This window comes from Pseudomonas asiatica (assembly GCF_040214835.1).
Classification (GTDB): domain Bacteria; phylum Pseudomonadota; class Gammaproteobacteria; order Pseudomonadales; family Pseudomonadaceae; genus Aquipseudomonas; species Aquipseudomonas putida_Z.
Genome location: NZ_CP157874.1, coordinates 3061897 through 3086563 on the forward strand (window position 1 = coordinate 3061897; position 24667 = coordinate 3086563).

At 66.5% G+C, this 24667-nt stretch carries 19 protein-coding genes; 10 read left to right on the forward strand and 9 right to left on the reverse strand.

The genetic code is table 11. From position 1 onward, the window contains the following. Positions 1 to 35: 35 nt before the first annotated feature. Together ABNP31_RS13785 and ABNP31_RS13790 are read left to right on the forward strand one after the other, a co-directional pair. A complete protein-coding gene (locus ABNP31_RS13785) occupies positions 36 to 941 on the forward strand; it encodes a LysR family transcriptional regulator (protein WP_025339255.1) in 906 nt (301 codons plus the stop codon). Next, complete coding sequence (locus ABNP31_RS13790; protein ID WP_350012395.1) at positions 929 to 1750, forward strand: aldo/keto reductase; 822 nt, start codon at positions 929 to 931, stop codon at positions 1748 to 1750. Before ABNP31_RS13785 ends, ABNP31_RS13790 begins: the two co-directional genes overlap by 13 nt. Before the next feature lie 279 nt (positions 1751 to 2029). Here ABNP31_RS13790 and ABNP31_RS13795 read toward each other — a convergent pair whose 3' ends face one another. From ABNP31_RS13795 to lexA, 4 genes are read right to left on the reverse strand one after another with little or no spacing between them, the layout of a single operon-like run. Then, on the reverse strand, positions 2030 to 5110 hold the full coding sequence (locus tag ABNP31_RS13795; protein ID WP_085664775.1) for an error-prone DNA polymerase: 3081 nt from the start codon (positions 5108 to 5110) through the stop codon (positions 2030 to 2032). Continuing rightward, complete coding sequence (locus ABNP31_RS13800) at positions 5107 to 6525, reverse strand: Y-family DNA polymerase (protein ID WP_085664774.1); 1419 nt, start codon at positions 6523 to 6525, stop codon at positions 5107 to 5109. The genes ABNP31_RS13795 and ABNP31_RS13800 overlap by 4 nt, the downstream gene beginning before the upstream one ends. A gap of 6 nt (positions 6526 to 6531) precedes the next feature. Then, the gene (gene imuA, locus ABNP31_RS13805) at positions 6532 to 7152 is read right to left on the reverse strand and encodes a translesion DNA synthesis-associated protein ImuA (RefSeq protein ID WP_025339259.1); all 621 of its coding nucleotides are present in this window, start codon (positions 7150 to 7152) and stop codon (positions 6532 to 6534) included. Beyond that, positions 7152 to 7769: a transcriptional repressor LexA gene (gene lexA, locus ABNP31_RS13810; RefSeq protein ID WP_025339260.1), complete on the reverse strand. Its 618-nt coding sequence runs from the start codon at positions 7767 to 7769 to the stop codon at positions 7152 to 7154. Before lexA ends, imuA begins: the two co-directional genes overlap by 1 nt. 251 nt (positions 7770 to 8020) lie before the next feature. On the opposite strand from lexA, the gene ABNP31_RS13815 reads away from it, so the two are divergent. The 3 genes from ABNP31_RS13815 to ABNP31_RS13825 all read left to right on the forward strand — a co-directional run bounded on the left by ABNP31_RS13815 (position 8021) and on the right by ABNP31_RS13825 (position 10237). Beyond that, a complete protein-coding gene (locus ABNP31_RS13815) occupies positions 8021 to 8266 on the forward strand; it encodes a DUF2790 domain-containing protein (protein ID WP_350012396.1) in 246 nt (81 codons plus the stop codon). Positions 8267 to 8490: 224 nt separating this feature from the next. Beyond that, a complete protein-coding gene (locus ABNP31_RS13820) occupies positions 8491 to 9147 on the forward strand; it encodes an HAD family hydrolase (RefSeq protein WP_350012397.1) in 657 nt (218 codons plus the stop codon). Between the two features lie 178 nt (positions 9148 to 9325). Then, a complete protein-coding gene (locus tag ABNP31_RS13825) occupies positions 9326 to 10237 on the forward strand; it encodes a LysR family transcriptional regulator (protein ID WP_350012398.1) in 912 nt (303 codons plus the stop codon). 147 nt (positions 10238 to 10384) lie between these two features. On the opposite strand, the gene ABNP31_RS13830 is transcribed toward ABNP31_RS13825, so the two are convergent. From ABNP31_RS13830 to ABNP31_RS13845, 4 genes are all read right to left on the reverse strand, one after another. Beyond that, positions 10385 to 11158 (reverse strand): IclR family transcriptional regulator, encoded by a 774-nt coding sequence (locus tag ABNP31_RS13830; RefSeq protein WP_085615560.1) that lies wholly within the window; start codon positions 11156 to 11158, stop codon positions 10385 to 10387. Positions 11159 to 11223: 65 nt separating this feature from the next. After that, positions 11224 to 12678, reverse strand: a complete 1455-nt coding sequence (locus ABNP31_RS13835; protein ID WP_350013422.1) for an amidase — start codon at positions 12676 to 12678, stop codon at positions 11224 to 11226. Further along, complete coding sequence (locus ABNP31_RS13840) at positions 12678 to 13988, reverse strand: citrate-proton symporter (RefSeq protein ID WP_015270478.1); 1311 nt, start codon at positions 13986 to 13988, stop codon at positions 12678 to 12680. The genes ABNP31_RS13835 and ABNP31_RS13840 overlap by 1 nt, the downstream gene beginning before the upstream one ends. An 82-nt stretch (positions 13989 to 14070) precedes the next feature. Then, positions 14071 to 15246: a M20 aminoacylase family protein gene (locus tag ABNP31_RS13845; RefSeq protein ID WP_085664771.1), complete on the reverse strand. Its 1176-nt coding sequence runs from the start codon at positions 15244 to 15246 to the stop codon at positions 14071 to 14073. A 202-nt stretch (positions 15247 to 15448) separates the two neighbouring features. Between ABNP31_RS13845 and ABNP31_RS13850 the strand changes: the two genes are divergently transcribed. The 4 genes from ABNP31_RS13850 (at position 15449) to ABNP31_RS13865 (ending at position 21806) form a co-directional block, all read left to right on the forward strand. Beyond that, positions 15449 to 17965 carry an excinuclease ABC subunit UvrA gene (locus tag ABNP31_RS13850; protein ID WP_350012399.1) on the forward strand — a complete coding sequence of 839 codons (2517 nt, stop codon included), beginning with the start codon at positions 15449 to 15451 and terminating at the stop codon, positions 17963 to 17965. 253 nt (positions 17966 to 18218) lie between these two features. After that, positions 18219 to 19868: an MFS transporter gene (locus ABNP31_RS13855; RefSeq protein ID WP_085615552.1), complete on the forward strand. Its 1650-nt coding sequence runs from the start codon at positions 18219 to 18221 to the stop codon at positions 19866 to 19868. After that, positions 19865 to 20998 carry an HlyD family secretion protein gene (locus ABNP31_RS13860; RefSeq protein WP_084785191.1) on the forward strand — a complete coding sequence of 378 codons (1134 nt, stop codon included), beginning with the start codon at positions 19865 to 19867 and terminating at the stop codon, positions 20996 to 20998. Before ABNP31_RS13855 ends, ABNP31_RS13860 begins: the two co-directional genes overlap by 4 nt. 214 nt (positions 20999 to 21212) lie before the next feature. After that, on the forward strand, positions 21213 to 21806 hold the full coding sequence (locus tag ABNP31_RS13865; RefSeq protein WP_350012400.1) for a hypothetical protein: 594 nt from the start codon (positions 21213 to 21215) through the stop codon (positions 21804 to 21806). Between the two features lie 209 nt (positions 21807 to 22015). Here the strand turns inward: ABNP31_RS13865 and ABNP31_RS13870 are convergent, their stop codons facing one another. Beyond that, the gene (locus ABNP31_RS13870) at positions 22016 to 22891 is read right to left on the reverse strand and encodes an AEC family transporter (RefSeq protein ID WP_025339272.1); all 876 of its coding nucleotides are present in this window, start codon (positions 22889 to 22891) and stop codon (positions 22016 to 22018) included. 330 nt (positions 22892 to 23221) lie between these two features. Between ABNP31_RS13870 and ABNP31_RS13875 the strand changes: the two genes are divergently transcribed. Next, on the forward strand, positions 23222 to 24526 hold the full coding sequence (locus ABNP31_RS13875) for an MFS transporter (RefSeq protein WP_063914168.1): 1305 nt from the start codon (positions 23222 to 23224) through the stop codon (positions 24524 to 24526). Positions 24527 to 24667: the final 141 nt, after the last annotated feature.

Here is a 24667-nt window from a genome sequence, read left to right on the forward strand (position 1 = left end):
TTGATAACTTTTGCAAAACAACCAAAAGGCCTGTCATGAACGTCAAGCAACTGCGCGCCTTTGTCGCTGTGGCCAAGTACCAGAGCTTCGCCCAGGCCGGTGAACACCTGCATGTCTCGCAACCGGCCCTGAGCCTGACCATCAAGGCCCTGGAAGAAAACCTTGGCGGCGCCCTGCTGAGCCGCACAACACGCAGCGTCAGCCTGACTGCCGAGGGCGAGGTACTGCTGCCACTGGCGCGGCGCCTGCTGGCCGACTGGGACGACACCGAAGAAATGCTGCGCCAGCGTTTCACCCTGCAACTGGGCCGGGTTTCGGTGGCGGCCATGCCGGCCTTTGCCGGCAACCTGCTGCCCTACTCGCTGAAGGTGTTTCGCCAGCGATACCCGAAGGTCAACGTCACGGTGCACGATGTGATCAACGAACAGGTGCAGGAACTGGTGCGCCATCGCCGCGTCGAACTGGGCATCGGCTTCGAACCGGACAACATCGATGGCCTGGATTTCCACCCGTTGTACATGGACCGCTTCGTCGCCGTGGTGCCCGCCGATTCGCCCTTGGCGCAGCTGCCCCAGGTCAGCTGGGCACAGTTGCTGGCCGAAGACTTCGTGGCCCTGCAACGCCCTTCGGCGGTGCGCCTGCTGATGGAACAGAACGTGGCCGCCCAGCACGGCAAACTGGCGGTGGCTTTCGAGAGCCACCAGCTGTCGACCATCGGCCGCATGGTTGCCAGTGGCCTGGGGGTCAGTGCCGTGCCGGCACTGTGCATCAACCAGATGCAGGAGCTTGGCGCCCGCTGCGTCACCCTGGTCGAGCCCACGGTCGAGCGCCGCATCGGCGTGATTGCCCTCAGCGAACACAAGCTTTCCACGGCGGCGCAAGCGCTGCTTGAAGTACTGCTTTCCAATACCCGCATCCCGGAGGTGACATGCGTTACGTGAAACTGGCAGGTTCGAGCGTTCCGGCCATCGGCCAGGGCACCTGGTACATGGGTGAAGATCCGGCCCGCAAGGCGGCCGAGGTGGCGGCCCTGCAACAGGGTATCGAACTTGGCCTGAGCTTGATCGATACCGCCGAGATGTATGCCGAAGGTGGCGCGGAAGAAGTGGTTGGCCAGGCCATTGCCGGGCGCCGCGACCAGGTGTTCCTGGTCAGCAAGGTGTACCCGCACAATGCCAGCCGGCGCGGTATGGCGGCGGCCTGCGAACGCAGCCTCACGCGCCTGGGCACCGACTGCATCGACCTGTACCTGCTGCACTGGCGTAGCCAGCACCCACTGGAGGAAACCGTCGAGGCCTTCGAGCGCTTGCGCGAGCAAGGCAAGATCAAGCGCTGGGGTGTTTCCAATTTCGACGTCGACGACCTGCGCGAACTGCACAACCCCGATTGCGCCACCAACCAGGTGCTGTACAACCCGGCCCAGCGTGGCATCGAGTTCGACCTGTTGCCGTGGTGCGAAAAGCGCGCGCTGCCGACCATGGCCTACTGCCCGCTGGCCCAGGCCGGGCGTCTGCTGCAGCACCCGGTGCTGGCGGAAATCGCCGAGCGCCATGGTGCCACGGCGGCCCAGGTCAGCCTGGCCTGGGTGACCCGTGATGACGGGGTGATAGCCATCCCCAAGGCCGTGACGCCCGAGCATGTGCAGTTGAATGCGGCTGCGGGAATGCTGACCTTGACCAGCGAAGACCTACGGGCGATCGACCGGGCGTTCCCGGCACCGACGCGCAAGCAGCGGTTGGCGATGGTGTAGCGACTGGCACGGACTCGTTTTTTGTAGGAGCGGCCTTGCGTCGCGAAAGGGCCGCAAAGCGGCCCCAGCATTATCTGCAGTGACGCCGAAATCCTGGGGCTGCTACGCAGCCCTTTCGCGACGCAAGGCCGCCCCCACAGGTCAGCGCAATCCGGACTATGGCGAGACTCCTGTGAGAGCGGGCGTGCCCGCGAACACCGGCAAAGCCGGTGCCATGCACCGCAGTGCCTGCTTCGCGGGCTTGCCCGCTCCCACAAGGGCCCGCGCAAAGATGGGGATTCAGTGAAAGTCCCGGCTGCGTACGTCCAGCCCTTGCAACAGCGGGCTCACATCCTCCAGCCGCCGTGCTATCAGGTGGCGCACGCCATTCTCCTGCTCCAGCCGCCCGCTGACCTTGAGCAACTGCGACCCCACCAGCGCCCGCCGCTGCCGTTCGGCAAGCGCCCGCCACACCACCACATTGACCATGCCGTGCTCGTCCTCCAGGGTGACGAAGGTCACGCCACTGGCGGTCTGGGGCCGCTGGCGGCCCACCACCAACCCGGCCACGGCAATGTTGTCACCATGCCCGACATCTTGCAGCTCGCGCGAACTGCGACAGCCCAGCGCCCGCAGGCGTGAGCGCAGCAAGGTCAAGGGATGCGGCCCAAGCGTGGTACCCAGGGCCTGGTAATCGGCCATCAGGTCCTCTGCCACGCTGGGAACGGGCAGTTCGACGGTGCTTTCCGGCAAGGCCTCGATATCGGCGAACAAAGGCAGCTGCGGCTGCACCGCCGCCACCTGCCAGCGCGCCTGGTGCCGGTCGCTGGCCAAGGCGCGCAGCGCGCCGGCATCGGCCAGGTGAGCGCGGGCGCGCGAATCGAGCCCGGCACGCAGGCACAGGTCTTCGACATCGCGCCATGGTCGCTGCGCCCTCGCCTGCTCCAGGCGCCTGGCATCGGCCTCGGCAAGGCCGCGCACCAGGCGCAAGCCCATGCGAATGGCCAGCACCTCTCCAGGCTCAGGCTCGAGCGTGCAGTCCCAGTCACTGTGGCACACATCCACCGGCCTGACCTCGATACCCTGGCGCCGGGCCTCTTGCAGCAACTGATCGGGGCTGTAGAAGCCCATGGGCCAGCTGTTGACCAGCGCGCAGGTGAAAATCGCCGGTTCATGGCACTTGAGCCAACTGCTGGCATAGCACAACAAGGCAAAGCTGGCCGCGTGCGACTCCGGAAAGCCATAGCTGCCAAAGCCCTTGATCTGCTCGAAGATGCGCTCGGCAAACGCCAAGTCGTAACCATTGCGCAACATGCCCTGCACCAGCCGCTCGCGGTGCGGCTCCAGGCCGCCGTGACGCTTCCAGGCGGCCATGCTGCGGCGCAACTGGTCGGCCTCGCCCGGGGTGTAGTCGGCCGCGACCATCGCCAGTTCCATCACCTGCTCCTGGAACAGCGGCACGCCCAAGGTACGCTCGAACACTTCCTTCAGTTGCGGCGAGGGGTACGTCACCGGCTCCTGCTTCAGCCGCCGGCGCAGGTAAGGGTGGACCATGTCGCCCTGGATCGGCCCGGGGCGGACGATGGCCACCTCGATGACCAGGTCGTAGAACTTTACGGGCCGCAGCCGCGGCAACATGGCCATTTGCGCGCGCGACTCGATCTGGAACACGCCCATGGTCTCGGCACGGCTGATCATCGCGTAGGTGGCCGGGTCTTCGGCGGGGATGGTCGCCAGGGTCAGGTGCCGGCCACGGTGGCGTTGCAGCAGGTCGAAGCAACGGCGCAAGGCGCTGAGCATGCCCAGCGCCAGCACGTCGACCTTGAGCAGGCCGACCATGTCCAGGTCGTCCTTGTCCCACTGGATCACCGTGCGCTCCGGCATCGCGGCATTCTCCACCGGCACCAGCTCGTCCAGGGGTTGCTGCGAGATGACGAAGCCGCCCGGGTGCTGTGACAGGTGCCGGGGGAAGCCGATCAGTTCGCCGGCCAGCACCAGCACCCGGCGCAGCGAAGGGCTGCCCGCCTCGAAACCGGCCTCGGCCAGGCGCTGGTCATCGGGTATGCGATCGCTCCAGCGGCCGCAGCATTTGGCCAGGGCGTCCACTTGGTCGGCCGGCAGCCCCAGCACCCGCGCCACATCCCGCACCGCACCGGCAGCATGGTAGGTGTTGACCACCGCAGTGAGCGCCGCCCGGTGCCGGCCATAGCGGCGGAACACATACTGGATCACCTCCTCGCGCCGGTCGTGCTCGAAGTCCACGTCGATGTCCGGCGGCTCGTTGCGCTCGCGCGACAGGAAGCGCTCGAACAACAGGTGGTGTTGCATGGGGTCGAGCTCGGTGATGCCCAGCACGAAGCACACCACCGAGTTGGCAGCCGAGCCCCGCCCCTGGCACAGAATGCGCTGGCTGCGGGCGAAGGCGACGATGTCGTGCACAGTCAGGAAGTAGCTTTCGTAGCCCAGCTCCTCGATCAGCGCCAGCTCCTTGGCCAGCACATCCCTCACCTTGCTGCTCGGCCCGTCTGGCCAGCGCGACGGCAAACCCTGCTGGCACAATTCGCGCAACCAGCTCGCCGGGCTATGCCCCTGGGGCACCAGTTCGCGTGGGTACTGGTATTTCAATTCGCTCAGTTCGAACTGGCAGCGCGCAGCGATGGCCAGGGTCTCGGCCAGCAGGTCGGCGGGATAGAGTTCGCCCAGTTGCGCCTGGCTGCGCAGGTGCCGCTCGCCATTGGCAAACAGGAAGCGCCCCGCCTCGGCCACCAGGCAATGCTGGCGAATGGCGGTCATGCAATCTTGCAGGGCGCGACGACCGCGCACGTGCATGTGCACGTCGCCACAGGCCACGGCGCGGATGCCGACCCTGGCCGCCAGGCTACGCAAGCGTTCAAGGCGCAAGGTATCGTCACTGCCGCGGTGCAGGTGCACGGCCAGCCACAGGCGCTCGCCGAACACGCCGTGCAGCCACTGCCCGGGCGTGGCATCGCCGCTGTCATCAGCTATCCACAATGCCAGCAGGCCCTGATGGTGCTGCTGCAGGTCATCGCGAAACAGTTGGTACTCGCCCTTCTGCGCCCGCCGCCGGGCCCGGGTGATCAGCGCGCACAGGTTCTGGTAGCCGACCAGGTCCTGCACCAGCAGCACCAGCCTGGGGCCGTCCTGCAACTGCACTTCACTGCCCACGATCAGCCGCAGCTGGTGTTCCTTGGCCGCCTGCCAGGCACGGACGATACCGGCCAGGGTACATTCGTCGGTGATCGCCAGCGCCTGGTAGCCCTGTTCACGCGCGCGCCGGAACAGCTCGTCGGCGCTCGACGCGCCGCGCTGGAAGCTGAAGTTGGACAGGCAGTGCAGCTCGGCATAACCCGGGGTGTTCATGCGAACCAGCCCTGCAGCCACAACGGGCCGGCCTTGCCCAGGTCGCGATAGGCCCAGCCGCGCAGGCCGTCGCGGGTTTCGATGCGGTAATAGTCGCGGCGCACATCGCCGCCATCCCACCAGCCCGACTCGATGCGCTCGGCATGGCCTTGCAGGCGATAGCCGCCTTCGTCCAGCGCCATGGGGGCCGACAGCAGCCAGCCAGGGCGGCTGCCAGGAACGACCGGCATGTTGCCCTGGGCACCCTGCTCTACCGCTTGCCAGGCACACTCGGGGCGATGATCGGCTGCCGCGCTCAGGCCCTTGACCGCCTCATCCCCCAAGCGGGCGCGCAGCCGTTCGCGCAATTGTTCCCAAGGTTGCGCCTGTTGCGCACGCGGGTCGAACAATGCCTGGTGTTGCGGCACGAAGGGTGGCAGGTCCTCGGCAACCAGCCGCAGGTTGCGCACCGGTGCGGGAATGCGCAGCGGTTCCAGGCGCCCGCGCGCCAGTTCGAACAACATTGCCGCATCGCGTTCGGCGGCCAGCAGGCCTACCTGCAGCAAGGTATCCGGCCCTTCGGCGTGCTCCAGGTGCAGGCAGAAACGCTGCACGCCACAGTCACGCCCGGCGAGGAACGCGGCAAGGTCGTTGAGCATGCGCCGCAGCGGGAACAGCAGGGCCTGGTGCGATTCGACGTCGAAGTTCAGCTCCAGCCGGGCTTCGAAACGGTCCGGCGGCTGGTAGAAGCCCAGCCCCAGGTTGCGCAGGCCGAGCAACTGGTCAAGGTGCAGCTGCACCTGGGCCGGAAAGCGCCTGGCCAGGCTGTCGCGGGGCAAGGCCAGCACCTGGCTCAACTGGCGCAGGCCCATGCGGGCAAAGGCCTCGGCAGCCGGCGCAGGCAGGCCGATACGCTCGATGGGCATGCCCAGCAGCGCCGCACGGGTGGCATCGGCGTCACTCACGGCCAGGCCATCGTGAGCGTTGGCGAGCATGCGCGCCGCCACCGGGTTGCTGGCCAGGACGATGCGTTGGCGCAAGCCCAGTTCCGCCAGTTCCTGGCGCAGGCGTGCCTCGAACAGCGGCCAGGGGCCGAACAGTTGCAGGCTGGAGCCCACCTCCAGCAACAGCGCCCGTGGGTAGTGCAGGCTGACCTGGGCACTGAAGCGGTAGGCCCAGGCTGCCAGCAACTGCTGCACCTGGTCGATGCGCCTGGGGTCGGCTTCGACGCAGCTGAAGCCATCGGCCAGCGCACGCGCCGCCGTCAGGGTTTGCCCGGCCCGCAGGCCGAGCGCGGCCGCCGCCGGGTTGACCGCCTGCAGCACGCGTCGCTGGGTCGGCCCGCCAAGCAGCACCAGGGGTGTATCAGGGTCGTCACGCTCACGCAGGACCGTGTCCAGCGCCAGCTGCGGAAGCAGGATGCAGGCCCAGAGCATGTTGCATCAGCCCCGCCCCGGGCAGGCGATGGGCAGCGCCGGGGGCATGCCGCCACGGCTTTTCAGCACGCGCCATTGTGCCGGGCGGGTGTCGACGGCAATGCGCAGCGCTGCGGGCGAAGGGTTGTGCGCCGCCTGTTGCGGCCGGCAGGCGAAGGCCAGCGCCTGCCCGGTTTCGGCAGCCACCTGCAAGCGCCGCAGGGCGCGGTCATCGGCACGTTCCGGCCAGCACAGCACCGCCGCGCAACTGCCGGAGCGCAGGCACTGCTCGGCGGCCCACAGGGCATCGGCAGGTGCGGCGTCCACCTGTACCAGCCAGCGCAGGTCTACCCCCGCGGCCTGCCAGGCCGGGGCGTAAGGAATGAATGGCGGTGCCACCAGCACGATTCGGCTGGCTTCAGCGCTCAAGCGGGCCAGGGTTGGCCACAGCAGCTGCAATTCGCCACAGCCGGGGCTGGCCAGCAACAGTTCGCTGAGCGCAGCCGCCGGCCAGCCGCCTTCCGGCAGGCATTGGTCAAGGGCGGCATGGCCTGTGGGCTGCAGGCCGAGCGGCCGCGCCTGGGCCTGCCGACCGCGCCATACCCGGCGCTGGTCGAGCAACCTGTCGAGGTCGACCACCGCGCCCATCAGTCACGCCTCAGCAAGCCGCAGAACACGCCTTCGATGAAGAACTCCTGTTCAGGCCGCACATCGATAGGCGCATAGGCCGGGTTGCGTGGCAACAGCCGGTAATTGCCACCCTGGCGCTGCAGGCGCTTGATGGTCACCTCGCCGTCCAGGCGCGCGACCACGATCTGGCCATCGCGAGCGTCGGCCTGCTGGAGGATGCCGACCAGGTCGCCGTCGAAAATGCCGTCGTCGATCATCGAGTCGCCACGCACCTTCAGCAGGTAGTCAGGGGTACGGCGGAACAGGCTGGGGTCGAGCAGCAACTGCTCGTGAATGTCGAGGTCCGGGCCGATGGGGGCACCTGCCGCCACCTGGCCCAGCACCGGCACTTCGAGGATTTCCGGGCGGCGCAGCCGTTCGGCCAGGCGTATGCCCCGCGCCTGGTTCGGCGTGACGTCGATGTAGCCGGCCTGGCACAGGGCGGTGATGTGCTTGCGCGCGACACTGCGCGAGGCAAAACCGAAGCGCGTGGCGATATCGGCCAGGCTCGGCGGCTGGCCGTGGTCGGCGATGCGCTCACGGATGAACTCGAAGATGGCGCGGCGTTTTGGGGTAAGATTGTCCATGGAGCACATTTGTACTCTTTTCGGAGCACGCTGAACAGCCCCCTTCGTCGACGGCTTGGCGGCTGCGATCCGGCAAACCTGACTGCACATGGCGAATTGAATCAGCAGGGACACTGTGGGAGCCGCGCTTGCCAGCGATGCAGCGCTCCAATAGACCAGATAGTGGAAATATATTTTGCGCGCTAAATATTATCACGCAATATTCAACCCAGGCAGCAAGCAGTCGCTGATCCCACTACCCAAGCTAACGGAGCATGATCATGACCTTCATCAAAGCAATCGCCATCGCCACCCTGACCTTTGGCAGCAGCGTCGGCGCCTTCGCCCAGACCGCCTCCCCGTACCAGTACGGCATGAACCTGGATATCGCCCAAGTGATCGCGGTGGAGGCCTCGGGCCACGCCACCGACCACGCCGACACCGCCACCCTCACCTACCGTGACAGCGACGGCAAGGTGCAGAAGATCAGCTACCTGCGCCCAGCCGCCTCCGCCAACCAGAACTGATGACCAAACTTCGAAAGCCGGAGCGTGCCAGCGGCCGGTTACTCGGTTGGCTTTCCAGCTTTGGCAGTTGCTGACTCGACGCGCAGGCGCCAACCTCGCGTTCGAGCACAGCTCTGCCAAGGCTGCCGTACTCCAGTACACTCAGGAAGTCGCGAAGTTCACGTGACTCCAAAGGCAAAGAATCTCCCTTCTGGCCCGCCCATGATTTTGGACCTGGATACCCAATGCTGACTGCCCTGCTGTTCGACCTCGACGGAACCCTCACCGACACTGACACCTTGCACCTGCAGGCCTTTCGCCAACTGCTGCGCGAGCATGACGGCCGCGAGCTGAGCCAGGCGCAGTTCGATGCCCAGGTCAGCGGCCGCGCCAACGGCGAGCTGTTCGCCGAGCTGTTTGCCGGTGCCAGTGCCGAGCAGTGCCAGGAGCTGGCCGACCGCAAGGAGGCACTGTTCCGCGACATGTCGCCGGCTCTCGAGCCGATGCCGGGCCTTGTGCGCCTGCTGGAACATGCCCGGGCTCATGACATCGGCATGTGCGTGGTGACCAACGCACCGCGGCTGAACGCCGAGCACATGTTGAACGCCATGGGGCTGGGCCAGCGCTTCGAGCATGTGCTGGTGGCCGAGGAACTGGCACGGCCCAAGCCGGACCCGCTGCCTTACCTGACCGGGTTGCAGCGGCTGGGTGCCGAGGCCGGGCAGGCACTGGCCTTCGAGGATTCGCTGCCGGGGGTGGCGGCAGCGAGTGGCGCGGGGATCTTTACCGTGGGCGTGGCCACTACCCAGACGCCAGAGCGGTTGCTGGCGGCGGGGGCGAAGCTGGTTGTCCGTGACTTCAACGACCCGGCGTTGTGGACCTTGATCGGATCCATGCAATGAGCATACAGGGCCGCTTCGCGCCCCATCGCCGGCAAGCCAGCTCCCACCTCGACCGCATCGGCCTCAAGCCATGCGCCATCCCTGTGGGAGCTGGCTTGCCGGCGATGGGCTGCGAAGCGGCCCCAGAATTTCAAGGCAATATGCATGCCCCAGCCATTGTGCACACCCAGGTCCACCCATGCTGATCGACGAAGAACTGACCCTCAAGAAGCTGGAAACCTTCCTCGCCTTCATGCGCACCGGCAACCTCGGCCGCGCCGCCGCCGAGCTGGCCACCAGCGCCGTCAGCGTGCACCGTGCCATCCACTCGCTGGAAAGCGCACTGCGCTGCCCGCTGTTCAAGCACGAAGGCCGCCAGCTGATCCCGCTGGAAAGCGCCTACGTGCTGGAAAAGAAAGCCCGCCAGCTGATCCAGGACGCCGAGCAGATGGTCCGCCTTACCCGCGAGGCCGCCGGCTTCTACGCCGAGCGCTTCCGCCTGGGCGCGCTCTACTCGCTGACGGTGAAAACCGTGCCCAAGCTGGTCATGGGCCTCAAGCTGCGCCGCAGCGAACTCAACATCGACCTGACCCTGGGCTCCAACGTCGACCTGCTGCAGCGCCTGAAGAACCACGAGCTGGAGGCCATCCTCGTGTCGCTCGACGAAAGCGTCAGCGACCCGGCCTGCGAGCAGCTGCCGCTGTTTTCCGACGATATCTTCCTTGCCGTGCCCATCGATTCGCCCTTCGCCGAGCAGGCCGAGGTGGACCTGGCCGACCTGGCCGACTCCACCTTCATCACCCTGACCCAGGGCTTTGCCACCCACCGCGATGGCGCCCGGGTGTTCCAGCAGGCCGGCTTCGAACCCAAGGTGGCCATGCAGGTGAACGATATCTTCACCCTGCTGAGCATGGTCAGCTCGGGCGTGGGCTTTGCCCTGCTGCCCGGGCGTATCGCGGCGGTGTACGAAAACCGGGTCAGGTTGATTGCCCTGAAACCGCAATATCGCTTGCAACAGTATATCGGCGTGGTGTTCCTCAAGGCGCGGGAGCGGGAGCCGAACCTGCTGGCGTTGCTTGCGGAATGCAGGATGTACAGCCTGGAGCGCTGAGGGGCCTCGGAACACAGCCTCTTTTGTTGTTTGCTGCACTGGCCTCTTCGCGGGTGAACCCGCTCCCACAGGTACCGAGCAAGCCTCGGGCAATGCACTTACCCTGTGGGAGCGGGTTTACCCGCGAAGAGGCCGGTGCAGGCTGACTCAAACCAGCAAGGCCCGCTGCACCTCCCCCACCGTTGTAGCCAGGCTGTTCAGGTGCAGGTTCAACACCCGCTCCACCGGCGCCTGGTCCAGCGGCCAGTGCAAGGCAATGCTCCCGGCCAGGCGCCCTTCGGCATGCACCGGCAGGGCTATCGCGCGGATCAGGAACGGCAAGCGCACCGGGTACTCCCAGTGCCCTTCGGTGCGCTGGCCGAACCCCTTGTTCGCTTCCTCCTCGATGTCGCGCAGCACCGTCTCGTCGCCCACCCGCGCATGGGCCGCCAGGCGCTGCACTTCATCGACCGCCAACTCACCCAGGCATGCCCGCCCCATCGCCGAGTGGAACAGGCTGGCATGATGGCCGACGATCTGGCAGGTGTGCGGGTAGCGCTTGCGCAATACCTGGGGGATGGCGCTTTCCATCACCTCCAGCCGCTCGCCGTCGAAACATGACAGGTCAACCACCAACCCGGTGCGCTCGCTCAACTCCAGCAACATGGGTGCGGCGTGCTCCACCAGGCGCCGCTTGAAACGCAGCTGGCGGTCACCGAACAGGCGCCGCGCGCACAGCCGGTAACGCCGGTCGCTGAGGCCGCGGTAGACCCAGCCCTGCTCCTGCAGGGTGGCGAGCATGCGCGACACCGTGGCCTTGGGCAGCGCCGTCAGGTAATGCAGTTCTTCCAGGCCCAGCGCCTGGTGTTCGCCCAACAGGTCGACGATGGCCAGCGCCCGCTCCACCGAACGCACGCCGCCACTGTCTGCCGTGATGCCCATGAGTGTGACCTCCCTGTAGCTGGATGGTCAGGATAGCCAGCAAGATCCGCGCCTGCCCAGCGGTTTCATGGCGCTTGCAGGCTCCGGGGTGGGCGCCGCGCTACCCAACGGGTGAGCTGTTCATGGGCATGGGCCAGCTGCAACACCGCATGGTCGGCCTGGGCCGGGCCGATGATCTGCAGGCCCATGGACAACCCGGCAGCATTGAAGCCGACCGGTACGCTGATGCTCGGCAAACCGGCCAGGGTCGGCCCTATCACCACTTCCATCCAGCGATGATAGGTGTCCATCGCCCGCCCGCCGACCACCGTTGGCCAAGGTTGCCGTGCATCGAATGGGAACACCTGGGCCGATGGCAACAGCAGGTAATCGTAACGCTCGAACAGCTGGCCCAGCGCGCGGTACCAGTCGCTGCGGGCCACCGAAGCCTGGTACACCGCCGCCGCGCTCAGTTGCAGGCCACCCTCCACCTCCCACTGCGCCTCGGGCTTGAGCAGCGCGCGCTTGCCCGGGTCGGCATAGGCGGCAGCGAGGTTGCCGTGCACCAGGAAGTGGCGATGGGTCAGCCAGCACTGCCACAAACGCGCCAGGTCGAACACCGGCTGGCAGGCCTCGACCCGGCAGCCCAGTTCGGCGAAGTCTGCCAGGGCCGCTTCGCACAGGCCCAGCACCCCGTCATCCATCGCCAGGTAGCCGTTGTAGTCGCCCAGCCAGCCAACCCGCACGCCGCGGAAATCGCGCTGCAACCCGGCGGCAAAATCGCGCCGGCCCTCGCCCAGCGACAACGGCGCCCGCGCATCGAAGCCCGCCTGGGTCGACAACAGCCGCGCCACATCCACCACGCTGCGGCCCATCGGCCCCTCGGTGGCCAGCTGCTGCACGAACAGTTCCGGCACCGGCCCGTGGGGTACGCGGCCCTGCGACGGGCGCAGGCCATACACGTTGTTGAACGCCGCCGGGTTGCGCAGCGAGCCCATCATGTCGCTGCCGTCGGCGACCGGCAGCAGGCGCATGGCCAGCGCCGCCGCCGCCCCACCGCTGCTGCCCCCGGCCACCTTGCCCGGGTCGTAGGCGTTGGTGGTGGTGCCGAACAGGGTGTTGTAGGTCTGCGAACCGAGGCCGAATTCCGGCACATTGCTCTTGCCCACGATCAGCGCACCACTGGCCCGCACCCGCGCCACACTGATCGCGTCCTGCTCGGGCACCTGCTCGGCGAACAGCGGCGAGCCCAACGTGGTGCGCAGCCCGGCAGTGGCGGCCAGGTCCTTGACCGCCTGGGGCATGCCATGCATCCAGCCGCGCGAATGGCCACGGCCCAGCTCGCGGTCACGCTCATCGGCCTCGGCCAGCAGTGCCTCGGCCGGGCGCAGCGATACCAGCGCATTGACCTGCGGGTTGAAGCGTTCGATATGCGCCAGATAAGCCTGCATCACCTCCCGGCACGACATCTGGCGGGCATGGATGGCCCGGGACAATGCCTCGGCATCGAGGGCAACGATGGGGTCGATGGCTAGCGGCATCACGGTTTCACTCCAAGGTTGAAAGCGGCAGGCTTGCCCGCACGTGGGGCTTCCTTCAGGCAATAGGTGCCCAGCAGTGTCAGCAGGCAGGCGAACAGCACATAGAACGACGGCGCCACCGGTGTACCGAGCACCTTGCTCAGCCAGGTGACGATCAACGGGGCGAAGCCGCCGAACACCATCACCGCCACGTTATAGGCCACCGACACACCGGTAGAACGCACCTCGACCGGGAACTGCTCGGCCAGGGCCGTGGGCGCCGGCCCGAAGAAGCCACCGATGGCGGTGCACAACAGCAGTTGCATCACCAGCAGGCGCTCCAGCGACGGCGCGGCAGCCACCCACACATACAACGGGTAGACCATGACGAAGAACGCCAGGGTGAAGGCCATCAGCACCGGGCGCCGCCCCAGCCGGTCAGACAACGCCCCGGACAGCGGGATCACCACGGTCATCAGCCCAACCGCAAGCATCTGCACCAGCAGCACCTGATCCAGCGGCAGGCCGAGGTTCTTGTGGGCGAAGGTCGGCATGTTCACCAGCACCACGTAGAACGACACCGTCGCGCCACAGGCCAGGCCCATCGATACCAACAGGCTGCGCCGATGCTCACGCAGCACCTGCCACAGGCTGGGCGACTGGCCCTTGGCCTGGCGGCGCGCCTCGATGAATTCCTCGGGCTCTTCCATGTGCTTGCGAATCCACAGCCCCACCGGGCCGATCAGCAGGCCGAGCACGAACGGGATACGCCAACCCCAGCTGTCCAGCGCCGCAGGCGTGCACAAGTGGGTGACCAGGGCCACCATCGCCGCCCCGGAGAACACCGCCAGGCACTGCCCCACCAGCTGCCACGAGCCATACAGGCCCTTGCGGTGGGCCGGCGCGCTCTCCACCAGGAAGGCCGTGGCGCTGGCGTACTCGCCGCCGGTGGCAAAACCCTGCAGCATGCGCGCCACCACGATCAGCATCGGCGCGGCCATGCCGATGGCCAGGTAGTCGGGGGCAAAGGCGATCATGGCAATGGACACGGTCATCAGCCGGATGATCATCTGCATCGCCGCCTTGCGGCCCTTGCGGTCGGAATACATGCCCAGCAACACGCCGCCCACCGGGCGCATGAAGAAGCCGACGCCGAAGGTGGCCAGGGCCATCAGCAGCGAGGCGTATTCGTCGTCGGAGGGGAAGAACTGCCGGGCGATGATGCTGGCCAGAAAGCCGTACACGATAAAGTCATACCACTCCAGGGCGTTGCCGATGACGGCGGCGACCACTTGCCGGGTACGCGACACGCCGGTGCTCGAAGTCTGCATAGGAAACACTCCACACAATGATTGGGTGATCGCCCAGGCGCGGTCGCGCCCGGGTTCCAGCGGCAGTCGTCAAAAGGAAAGGTCAGGCGGGCGCGAGCCAGCGCTCTGCCAGCGCGCCCCAGTAGGCGGCGCCGGTCAGCAGGATGTCGTCGTTGAAGTCGTAGGCCGGGTTGTGCACCATCGGCCGCGATACGCCATTGCCGATGAACAGGTAGGCGCCGGGGCAGCGTTGCAGCATCCAGGCGAAGTCTTCGCTGCCCATCAGCTTGCGGGTGTTGCCATCCACTGCCTCGGCACCGAGCAATTCCACTCCCACCTGCCGGGCGAAGGCGTTTTCCGCGGCATGGTTGACCAACACCGGGTAGGCCGGGCGGTGTTCGATGGTGGCGCTGCAGCCAAAGCTCTCGGCCTGGCTGACGATAATCGCCCGCACCCGCTCCAGGGTCTGCGCCCGCACCTCGGCGTTCAGCGCGCGCAGGCTCAGGCGCAGCAGCGCCTGCTGCGGGATCACGTTGGCCGCTTCGCCGGCCTGCAAGGCGCCGACGGTAACCACGGCCGCCTCCTGCGCATCGATATTGCGCGCCACCACGGTTTGCAGGGCCATCACCACACTGGCCGCCGCCACCAGCGGGTCGACGGTCAGGTGCGGCATCGAGCCATGGCCGCCAACCCCGTCGAGGGTCACCGTGAGCAGGTCTTGCGAGGCCATCATCGGCCCTTCGCGGAAGCCCAGGTGCCCCGCCGGCAGCCCGGGCATGTTGTGCATGCCGAACAGTGCATCGCAAGGGAAGCGCTCCAGCAAACCATCGGCCAGCATCGCCTCGGCACCACCCTGGCCCTCTTCGGCCGGCTGGAAGATCAGTGTCAGTGTCCCGTCGAACTGCCGGGTCGCCGCCAGGTAGCGCGCGGCGCCAAGCAGCATGGTGGTATGCCCGTCATGGCCGCAGGCGTGCATGCAGCCCTGGTGCTGGCTGCTGTACGCGGCGCCGGTAGCCTCGTGGATGGGCAGCGCATCCATGTCGGCGCGCAGGCCCAGGCGGCGTGGGCTGCTGCCATTGCGCAGTACGCCGACCACGCCGGTCCTGCCGATACCGGTGTGCACTTCATAGCCCCATTCTTCGAGCAGTCGGGCAACCAGCGCCGAAGTGCGGCTTTCTTCGAAGCCCAGTTCCGGGTGAGCGTGGATATCGTGACGGATTGCGTGCAGGTCGCTGGCCACATCGTTCAGCCAGGCCAGGATGTGCTGATGTCGGGACATGTAGAGTCTCCTTGCGCGGGTGGATTCCCGTTCTTGTTGTTCGCCTTGAGGTCACGACGGGTGAGGCAGGTCGTGCTTGGCTGACAGATAAGCGCGAGGAAGCTGGGAGCACAATCGAATCTGGTTTCACACGGTGGAACACAAAGTCGTGCCTTTGCTGTTACCTTGAACGCACTGTTCAGCCAAAGCCAAGGACTGCGTCATGCCCCCACGCCCCACCACCCCCACCGGTTTCATCCGCGTCCGTGGCGCCCGCGAGCACAACCTCAAGAACATCGATGTCGATATCCCCCGTGATGCACTGGTGGTGTTCACCGGCGTGTCCGGCTCGGGCAAGTCCTCGCTGGCCTTCTCCACCCTCTACGCCGAAGCCCAGCGCCGCTACTTCGAATCGGTCGCGCCCTATGCCCGGCGCCTGATCGACCAGGTCGGCGTGCCGGACGTCGACGCCATCGAAGGCTTGCCCCCGGCCGTGGCCCTGCAGCAGCAACGCGGCACGCCGAGTGCACGTTCCTCGGTGGGCAGCGTGACCACCCTGTCCAGTTCGATCCGCATGCTCTACTCCCGCGCCGGCCACTACCCGGCCGGCCAGTCGATGCTGTATGCCGAGGATTTCTCGCCCAACACGCCGCAGGGCGCCTGCCCGGAATGCCATGGCATGGGCCGGGTCTACGAAGTGAACGAAGCGACCATGGTCCCCGACCCGTCGCTGACCATCCGCGAGCGCGCCGTGGCGGCGTGGCCGATGGCCTGGCAGGGGCAGAACCTGCGCGACATCCTGGTGACGCTGGGCTATGACGTCGATACCCCCTGGCGCGACCTGCCACAGGCGCAGCGTGACTGGATCCTGTTCACCGAAGAAACGCCCACCGCGCCGGTGTATGCCGGGCTGACCCCGGCGCAGACCCGCGCCGCCCTCAAGCGCAAGCTAGAGCCCAGCTACCAGGGCACGTTCATGGGTGCCCGGCGTTACGTGCTGCACACCTTCATGCACTCGCAAAGCGCGCAGATGCGCAAGCGCGTTGCCCAGTTCATGCGCCCCAGCCCGTGCCCGCTGTGCCAGGGCAAGCGCCTGAAGCGCGAGGCCCTGGGGGTGACCTTCGCCGGCCTGGATATCGCCGAGCTGTCGCACCTGTCGCTGCAGGCGCTGGCCGAGGTGTTCCGCAAGGTGGCGGCAGCAGACTACCTGGCACAACAGCAGGACGACCTGACCCTGGAAAAGCGCCTGGCTGCCCAACGCATCGCCAACGAGCTGCTCGAACGCATCGACACACTGCTCGACCTGGGCCTGGGCTACCTGGCCCTGGAGCGCAGCACCCCGACCCTGTCCTCTGGCGAGCTGCAACGCCTGCGCCTGGCCACCCAGCTGAACTCGCAGTTGTTTGGCGTGATCTACGTGCTCGACGAGCCTTCGGCCGGTTTGCACCCGGCCGACAGCGAAGCCCTGTTCGAGGCGCTGCAGCGCCTGAAGCACGCGGGCAACTCGGTCTATGTGGTGGAACACGACCTGGACACCATGCGCCGCGCCGACTGGCTGGTGGATGTAGGGCCTGCCGCTGGCGAGCATGGCGGCACCATCCTCTACAGCGGGCCGCCCACGGGCCTGGCCCAGGTCGAGCAGTCGAGCACCCGGGCCTACCTGTTCAGTGCACCGGCCCAGACCACGCGCGCACCACGCCAGGCCCACGACTGGCTGAAGCTCGAAGGCATCAGCCGCAACAACCTGAACAACCTCAGTGCGCAATTCCCGCTGGGCTGCTTTACCGCCGTTACCGGTATTTCCGGGTCGGGCAAGTCGAGCCTCGTCAGCCAGGCCCTGCTGGAGCTGGTGGGTGCGCACCTGGGCCATGCCGCCCAACGCAACGAGCCCGAAGAGCAGAGCCTGGAAGATGAACCTGAACAGGCCAGCGGCGGGCATGTGAGCGCTGGCCTTGGCAGCATCAGGCGCCTGGTGCAGGTCGATCAGAAGCCGATCGGCCGTACGCCCCGCTCCAACCTGGCCACCTACACCGGCCTGTTCGACCATGTGCGCAAGTTGTTCGCCGCCACCGAACAGGCCAAGGCAAAAGGCTTCGATGCCGGGCGTTTCTCCTTCAACGTTGCCAAGGGGCGCTGCGAGAACTGCGAGGGCGAAGGCTTCGTCAGCGTCGAGTTGCTGTTCATGCCCAGCGTCTATGCGCCCTGCCCGACCTGCCATGGCGCCCGTTACAACCCGGAAACCCTGGCGGTGAGCTGGCAGGGCATGAACATTGCGCAGGTGCTGCAGCTGACGGTCGACCAGGCCCTGCTGGTGTTCGCCGAACAGCCAGCGGCGCGGCGCTGCCTGCAGGTGCTGCAGGACATCGGCCTGGGCTATCTGCGCCTGGGCCAGCCGGCCACCGAACTGTCCGGCGGCGAGGCGCAGCGCATCAAGCTGGCCACCGAGCTGCAACGCATGGCCCGCGGGGCGACGCTGTATGTACTGGACGAACCCACCAACGGCTTGCACCCGCAGGACATCGACCGGCTGCTGGTGCAGCTCAACCGCCTGGTCGATGGCGGGCACAGCGTGGTGGTGGTCGAGCATGACATGCGAGTGGTGGCGCAGAGCGACTGGGTGATCGACATCGGGCCTGGGGCCGGGGATGCCGGGGGCCAGGTGGTGGTCAGCGGCACGCCACAGGTGGTGGCCGGGTGTGCTGAAAGCCGCACTGCGGAGTTTCTGGCCAAGGCCTTGTAGCGCCTGCACCGGCCTCTTCGCGGGTAAACCCGCTCCCACAGGTACTGCACAGCTTGCAAGATCTGTGGTGAACCTCTAGCTCCCACAGGTACTGCACAGCTTTGCAAGATCTTTGGTGAACCTCTGGCTCCCACAGGTACTGCACAGCTTGCAAGATCTGTGGTGACCCTGTGGGAGCGGGTTTACCCGCGAAGAGGCCGGTGCAGGCTGTAGACTGTTTTTTTGCAACGGCCGCTGAAGTACAGTCTGCCCCATGGACAAATACGCCCCCCGCCAGTGGCTCCCCCACGAAAAACCCAGCCTGCCGGGCTCCCCCTCCACGCCCCTGCACACGCCCGCCAAACGCCTGGCCTACGGCGTGGTCGGGCTGCTGGTGGCGATCACCGGTGGCCTGGGCAACGCGCTGGTCACCGCCAACCTTGTGTTCCTGCAAGGAGCGCTGGGCGCAACCACGGCGGAAATGGCCTGGTTGCCGGCCGCCTACGTGATGACCAACGTGTCCATCAACCTGCTGCTGGTGAAGTTCCGCCAGCAATTCGGCCTGCGCGCGTTCACCGAGGTGTTCCTGGTGCTCTATGCCCTGGTCACCTTCGCCCACCTGCTGGTAAACGACCTCAATTCGGCCATCGCCGTGCGGGCAGCGCATGGCATGGTCGGTGCCGCGCTCAGCTCGCTGGGGCTGTACTACATGATCCAGGCGTTCCCGGCGCAATGGCGGCTGAAGGCGATGGTGCTTGGCCTGGGCGCCTCGCAGCTGGCGTTGCCGCTGGCGCGGATCTTCTCCGAAGACCTGCTGCAGATCGCCGAATGGCGCGGCCTGTACCTGTTCGAACTGGGCCTGGCGCTGGCCGCGCTGGGCTGCGTGCTGATGCTCAAGCTGCCCCCCGGTGACCGCTTCAAGACCTTCGAGCCGCTGGACTTTCTCACCTTCTCGCTGATGGCCAGCGGCACCGCGCTGCTGTGCGCCGTGCTGTCACTCGGGCGTATCGACTGGTGGCTGGAGGCGCCCTGGATCGGCATGGCCCTGGCGGCCTCGATCGCGCTGATCTTCAGCGGCCTGGCCATCGAGCACAACCGCCAGAACCCGCTGCTGATGACCCGCTGGCTGGGCAGCGGCGCGATCATTCGCCTGGCCCTGTGCGTGGTGCTGATTCGCATGGTCACCTCGGAGCAGTCCACCGGGGCGGTCGGCTTCCTGCAGGCGCTGAACCTGGGCAGCGAGCAGATGCGCACGCTGTACGCGGTCATGCTGCTGGGCGCGGTGGCCGGCCTGGCCAGCAGTGCCTTCACCATCAACCCCAACCACCTGGTGATCCCGCTGTTCATCTCGCTGCTGGCCATGGCCACCGGCGCCTTCATGGACAGCAGTTCGAGCAACCTCACCCGCCCGGCACAGATGTACCTCAGCCAGTTCCTGCTGGCGTTCGGCAGCACCTTCTTCCTCGGCCCGTCCATGGCCCTTGGCATCAGCCATGTGCGCGCCAACCCGCGCAACCTGGTGAGTTTCTCGGTGCTGTTCGGCATCTGCAACAACCTCGGCGGCCTGATTGGCGCGGCACTGCTGGGCACCTTCCAGACCTGGCGGGAAAAATTCCACTCCAGCCACCTGATGGACCGCCTCAGCTACCTGGAACCCTTGGTCACGGCCCGTGTGCAAAGTGGCGGTGCCGGCTACGGCGGCATCATCGCCGACCCGGCCCTGCGCAGCGAAGCCGGCATGCGCCTGCTGGCCAGTGCCGCCACCCGCGAGGCGAATATCATGGCCTACAACGATGTGTTCGTGCTGATCGGCAGCATCGCTATTCTGACCATGATCTGGATCTGCATCCGTAGCACCTGGCTCTGGCACACCAAACGCCGGGCCATTTCCCCTGACTCCACCCCCGGCGCGCCCACCCGATGACCGACGACACCCGCACCACGACCACCACTGCCATCGCCGAAACCCCGGAAGGCGCCACGCCGCCCAGCGAGCCGACCAGCCCGGTGCGTTCGCGGCGGGTGCGGATCCTGTCGTCGATCAGCTTCGCCTGCGTGGCCCTGGCCGGCATCCTGCTGGTGCTGTATGCCTGGCGCCTGCCGCCATTCAGCAGCGCCATCGAAAGCACCGAGAACGCCCTGGTGCGCGGCCAGGTGACCATCATCGGGCCGCAGCTGAGCGGCTATATCGTCGATGTGCCGGTGCATGACTTCCAGTTCGTCAAGGCCGGCGACCTGCTGGTGCAACTGGACGACCGCATCTACAAGCAACGCCTGGCCCAGGCCATCGCCCAGCTGCAGCAACAACAGGCGGCCCTGGCCAACAACCTGCAGCAGCGCAACAGTGCCGAAGCCACCATTGCCCAGCGCCAGGCCGCCATCGGCGATGCCGCCGCCCAGGCAACCAAGGCCAGGGCCGACCTCGGCCGCAACCAGGCGCTGGTCAGCGATGGCTCGGTGTCGCGGCGCGATCTGGACCTGGCCCGGGCCAGCGAAGCCGCTGCGGTCGCCAGCCTGGCCCAGGCCAAGGCGGCACTGGAAATCGCCCGCCAGGACCGCGAAACCGTGGTGGTCAACCGGGCCGCGCTGGAGGCCTCGGTGGAAAACGCCAAGGCCGCCGTGGAGCTGGCCCGCATCGACCTCGACAACACCCGCGTCACCGCTCCGCGCGACGGCCAGCTGGGGCAGATCGGCACGCGCCTGGGTGCCTATGTCAATTCCGGTGCGCAGTTGATGGCGCTGGTGCCCGACACCCTGTGGGTGATCGCCAACATGAAGGAAACCCAGATGGCCGATGTGCGCATCGGCCAGCCGGTGAGTTTCACCGTGGATGCGCTGAACCACCTGAAGCTGCATGGGCACGTGCAGCAGATCTCACCGGCCACCGGCTCGGAGTTCGCCTTGTTGCAGGCGGACAATGCCACCGGCAACTTCGTCAAGATTGCACAGCGCATACCGGTGCGGATCACCGTGGATGCCGACCAGCCGGAGGCTCGGCGCCTGCGGCCGGGGATGTCGGTGGTGGTCAGTATCGATACTCGCAGCCAGGATTGATGTTGTTGCCACTGGCCTCTTCGCGGGTAAACCCGCTCCCACAGGTTCACCACAGGTCTTGAAAACTGTGCAATACCTGTGGGAGCGGGTTTACCCGCGAAGAGGCCAGCGAAGATCATGCAGAGATGCCGTCTTGCCATGATTGCGCCGCTCTAGCCCGTAGGTTCTAATCGCGCACGACCCGTTTGCCTTTGTCACTCAAGGAAGTGTCACCATGTACAGGAAGATCGTGCCGCTGGCGCTGTTGGCAACCCTGGCCGGTTGCCCGAACAGCGAGGACACCAGCGAGGCCAGTTTCCAGAAGGCCGCCCAGGCCTACCTCGATACCCAGTACCCGCACTGCTTCGTCATCAGTTCATTCCCGACCAAGACCCAGGACTTCGATCTCCATGGCACCAACAAGGCGTTGCATGCCCTGGCCCAGGTAGGTGTGGTCAGCGAAAAGGAGATCTCGCGCACCGAGGTGCCCGCCCGCCTGTGGCAAGCGGCACGCACAGACATCTACTACGCCTACGACCTCACCGACGAAGGCCGCAAGTACTACAAGGCGGATAACGGGCTGTGCTTCGGCAAGGCGCAGGTCACTGCCATCGAGCAGTTCAGTGAACCGAGCGAGGCGACCGGGCAGAAGATGTCGAATGTGACCTATGCCTACAAGATCACTGGGTTACCGGCGTGGGCCGGGGATGATGGGGTCAAGGCCAGCATTGCCGAACTGGGCAAGGCGGTGGCCAGTAATGACACGCCGCTCAAGGAAACCCGGGCGATGGTGCTGACCAGCCAGGGGTGGCGGTTGCAGGAGAAATAGCCGTTTGCCGGGCATGCCTCCCGCCGGGTTGGTTGATGCTGGACCTTGTAGGAGCGGCCTTGTGTCGCGAAAGGGCTGCAAGGCAGCCCCAGCAATTTGTGCATCTGTGCTGATGCCTTGGGGCTGCTTTGCAGCCCTTTCGCGACACAAGGCCGCTCCTACACTAGTCCGCGCAGGTTAGAAGTTGATGCAAGGAGGCTGGCAATGGCTTACATCCACCAGGCCAGCACCACCGGCAACCAGGCAAACGACAGCACCGTGGAACACATCACCAGGTTCGCCACCTGCTCCGGTTCGCGGTTGGCGCGCACCGCCATCAGGTAGTTGAACACCGCCACCGGCATCGCCGACTGCACCACCAGCACCGCACGCTCCAGGCTGCCCATGCCCAGCGCCGCACCTACCGCCCAGCCCACGGCAGCCCCCAGACCAATGCGCAAACCGCCCAGCAGCATGCCGCTGCCCACATGGCGCAGGCGAATGCTGGCCAGCGACACACCCAGTGTCAGCAACATCAGCGGGATGGTCATGCCGCCCAGCAGGTCTGCGGTATTGGCCAGCCAGCGCGGCAACTCGAAATCGAGAAAGATGATCGGCATGGCGCCGGCCAGGCTGATCACGATGGGGTTGCGCAGTAATGCCTTGAGCGAAGCCGCAGTACCGGAAATGGCCATGCCGAGGGTGAACTGCACGATCGACAGGGTCAGGAAGAACGCCACTGCCAGGGCCAGGCCGTGTTCGCCAAAGGCGTACAGGCTGATCGGCAGGCCCATGTTGCCGGTGTTGGGGAACATGAACGCCGGCAACAGCACACGCCAGTGCATGCCCGAAGCGCGGCACACCAGCAAGCCGGCCAGGGCCATGCCCAAGGTGCACAGCAGGCAGGCCATGGCCATGCTGGTGAAGGCGGTCGGGTCCAGTTCGGTGCGGCTGAGCGTGGACAGCACCAGCGACGGGGTGCCGACGGTCATCACCACCCGGGCGATGAATTCGGTGGGGTAGTCCAGGCCCTTGCGGGCCCAGGCATAGCCGATGCCGGCGACGATGAAAACCGGGGCCAGGACGGCGAACAGCGAAGCGAACATGGGGGCCTTCCTTGGGGGTGAGCCCCGCATTATGCCGCAGTCTGCGGGCTTGCCGGCGATTGGGCCGCACAGCGGCCCCGGGATGTCCGCCCAAGACGCATTCGTGTCGCCCACAGACTGCGGCGTCTCGTCGCACACCCAAGCCCCTTGGGCAAAACCGCGCAAGCCCGTAGAATCGCGCTTCCTTTTCGCCCGTCGCCTTGAACGGTGGCAACCGGCAGCGTCGCATCCAGCCCAGGCACATCCGTGCAGCCCCTCGGCCCCGTTCGGGTCGAGCCGGTGTGCGCGTCCGAAAAGGCGCTCATTCCGCTCATCCAACTAGAGGTACGTATGTCTCCGCGTTTGCTGGCCATGGCGCTGGCGCCCCTGCTCGGGCTGTTCATCATTGCCCTGGGCAACGGCTTCATGTCTTCCCTTACCACCCTGCGCCTGGGCGCTGCCGGCGAGTCGGCCACCACCATCGGTGTGGTTTCCTCGACCTACTTCATCGGCCTGACCCTGGGTGCCATCTTCAACGACCGGCTGATCCTGCGCATCGGCCATATCCGCGCCTATACCAGCTTCGCCTCGCTGATCGCCGTGACCATCCTGCTGCAAGGCCTGTTCTACGACGTCACCTGGTGGTCGGTGCTGCGCCTGATCAACGGCTGGGCGGCGGTGGGCGTGTTTCTGGTGATCGAAAGCTGGCTGCTGCTGGCCGGTGACGCCAAGATCCGCGGCCGCCTGCTGGCGCTGTACATGATCGCCTTCTACGGCGCCGGGGTCATCGCCCAGGCCGGCCTTGGCGAAATCACCCACATGGGTGACACCGCACCGTTCATGCTGGCCGGCGTGCTCGCCGCCCTGTCGGTACTGCCCATCGTGATCCTGCCGCGGGTGTCGCCGCTGCTGGACCAGGTCGAACCGCTCAAGCCGCGCCAGTTGCTGGGCGTTGCGCCATCGGGCCTGGTGGGCTGCTTCGGTTCGGGTGTGGCCATTGCCGGCATCTATGCCTTGCTGCCGCTGTACCTGCAGCGCATCGGCCTGGATGTGGGCGAGGTCGGCAACATGATGGCCTGGGTGATTCTTGGTGCCATGCTGCTGCAATACCCGGTCGGACGCTGGTCCGACCGCAAGGACCGCCAGGATGTGCTGATCGCCCTGGCCGCGCTGTGCGTGCTGCTGTCGCTGGTGACGGTGTTCCTGCCGTCGGACTCGATCCTGCTGCCGGCGATGCTGTTCCTGCTAGGTGGTGGCGTGTTCACCCTGTACCCGGTGGCGGTCAGCCATGCGGCCGACCGGGCGCCATCGGATGCACTGGTGCCGATGATCCAGGGCCTGCTGCTGATCAACTCGCTGGGTTCGGCCATGGCGCCGGTGGCCATTTCGCCGATGATGACCGAGTTTGGCGAGGCCGGGTTGTTCTGGGCCTTTGCCGTGGTCAACCTGGCCATGGTGTGCTTCTTCATGTGGCGTCGTGGCAAGCGCCCGGCGGCAGAGCACCCGGCCCCGTTCACCGCTTCGACCACCTTCTCGCCGACCGGTGCCGAGCTGCGGGTGACCGAAGACCTGATGCATGCGGCGCAGGAGCACCCGCCGCTGGAGCCGGTGGAGAGTGCTGCGCCAGCGCAGGCGCAGCGTTCAGAATCGCATTGACTCCGGGGGCTGCCCTGCAGCCCTTTCGCGACACAAGGCCGCTCCCACAGGGACCTCATCAGCTGAAGGAATGCGCCATACCTGTGGGAGCGGGCGCGCCCGCGAACACCGGCGTAGCCGGTGCCATCCACCGCGTCGCTT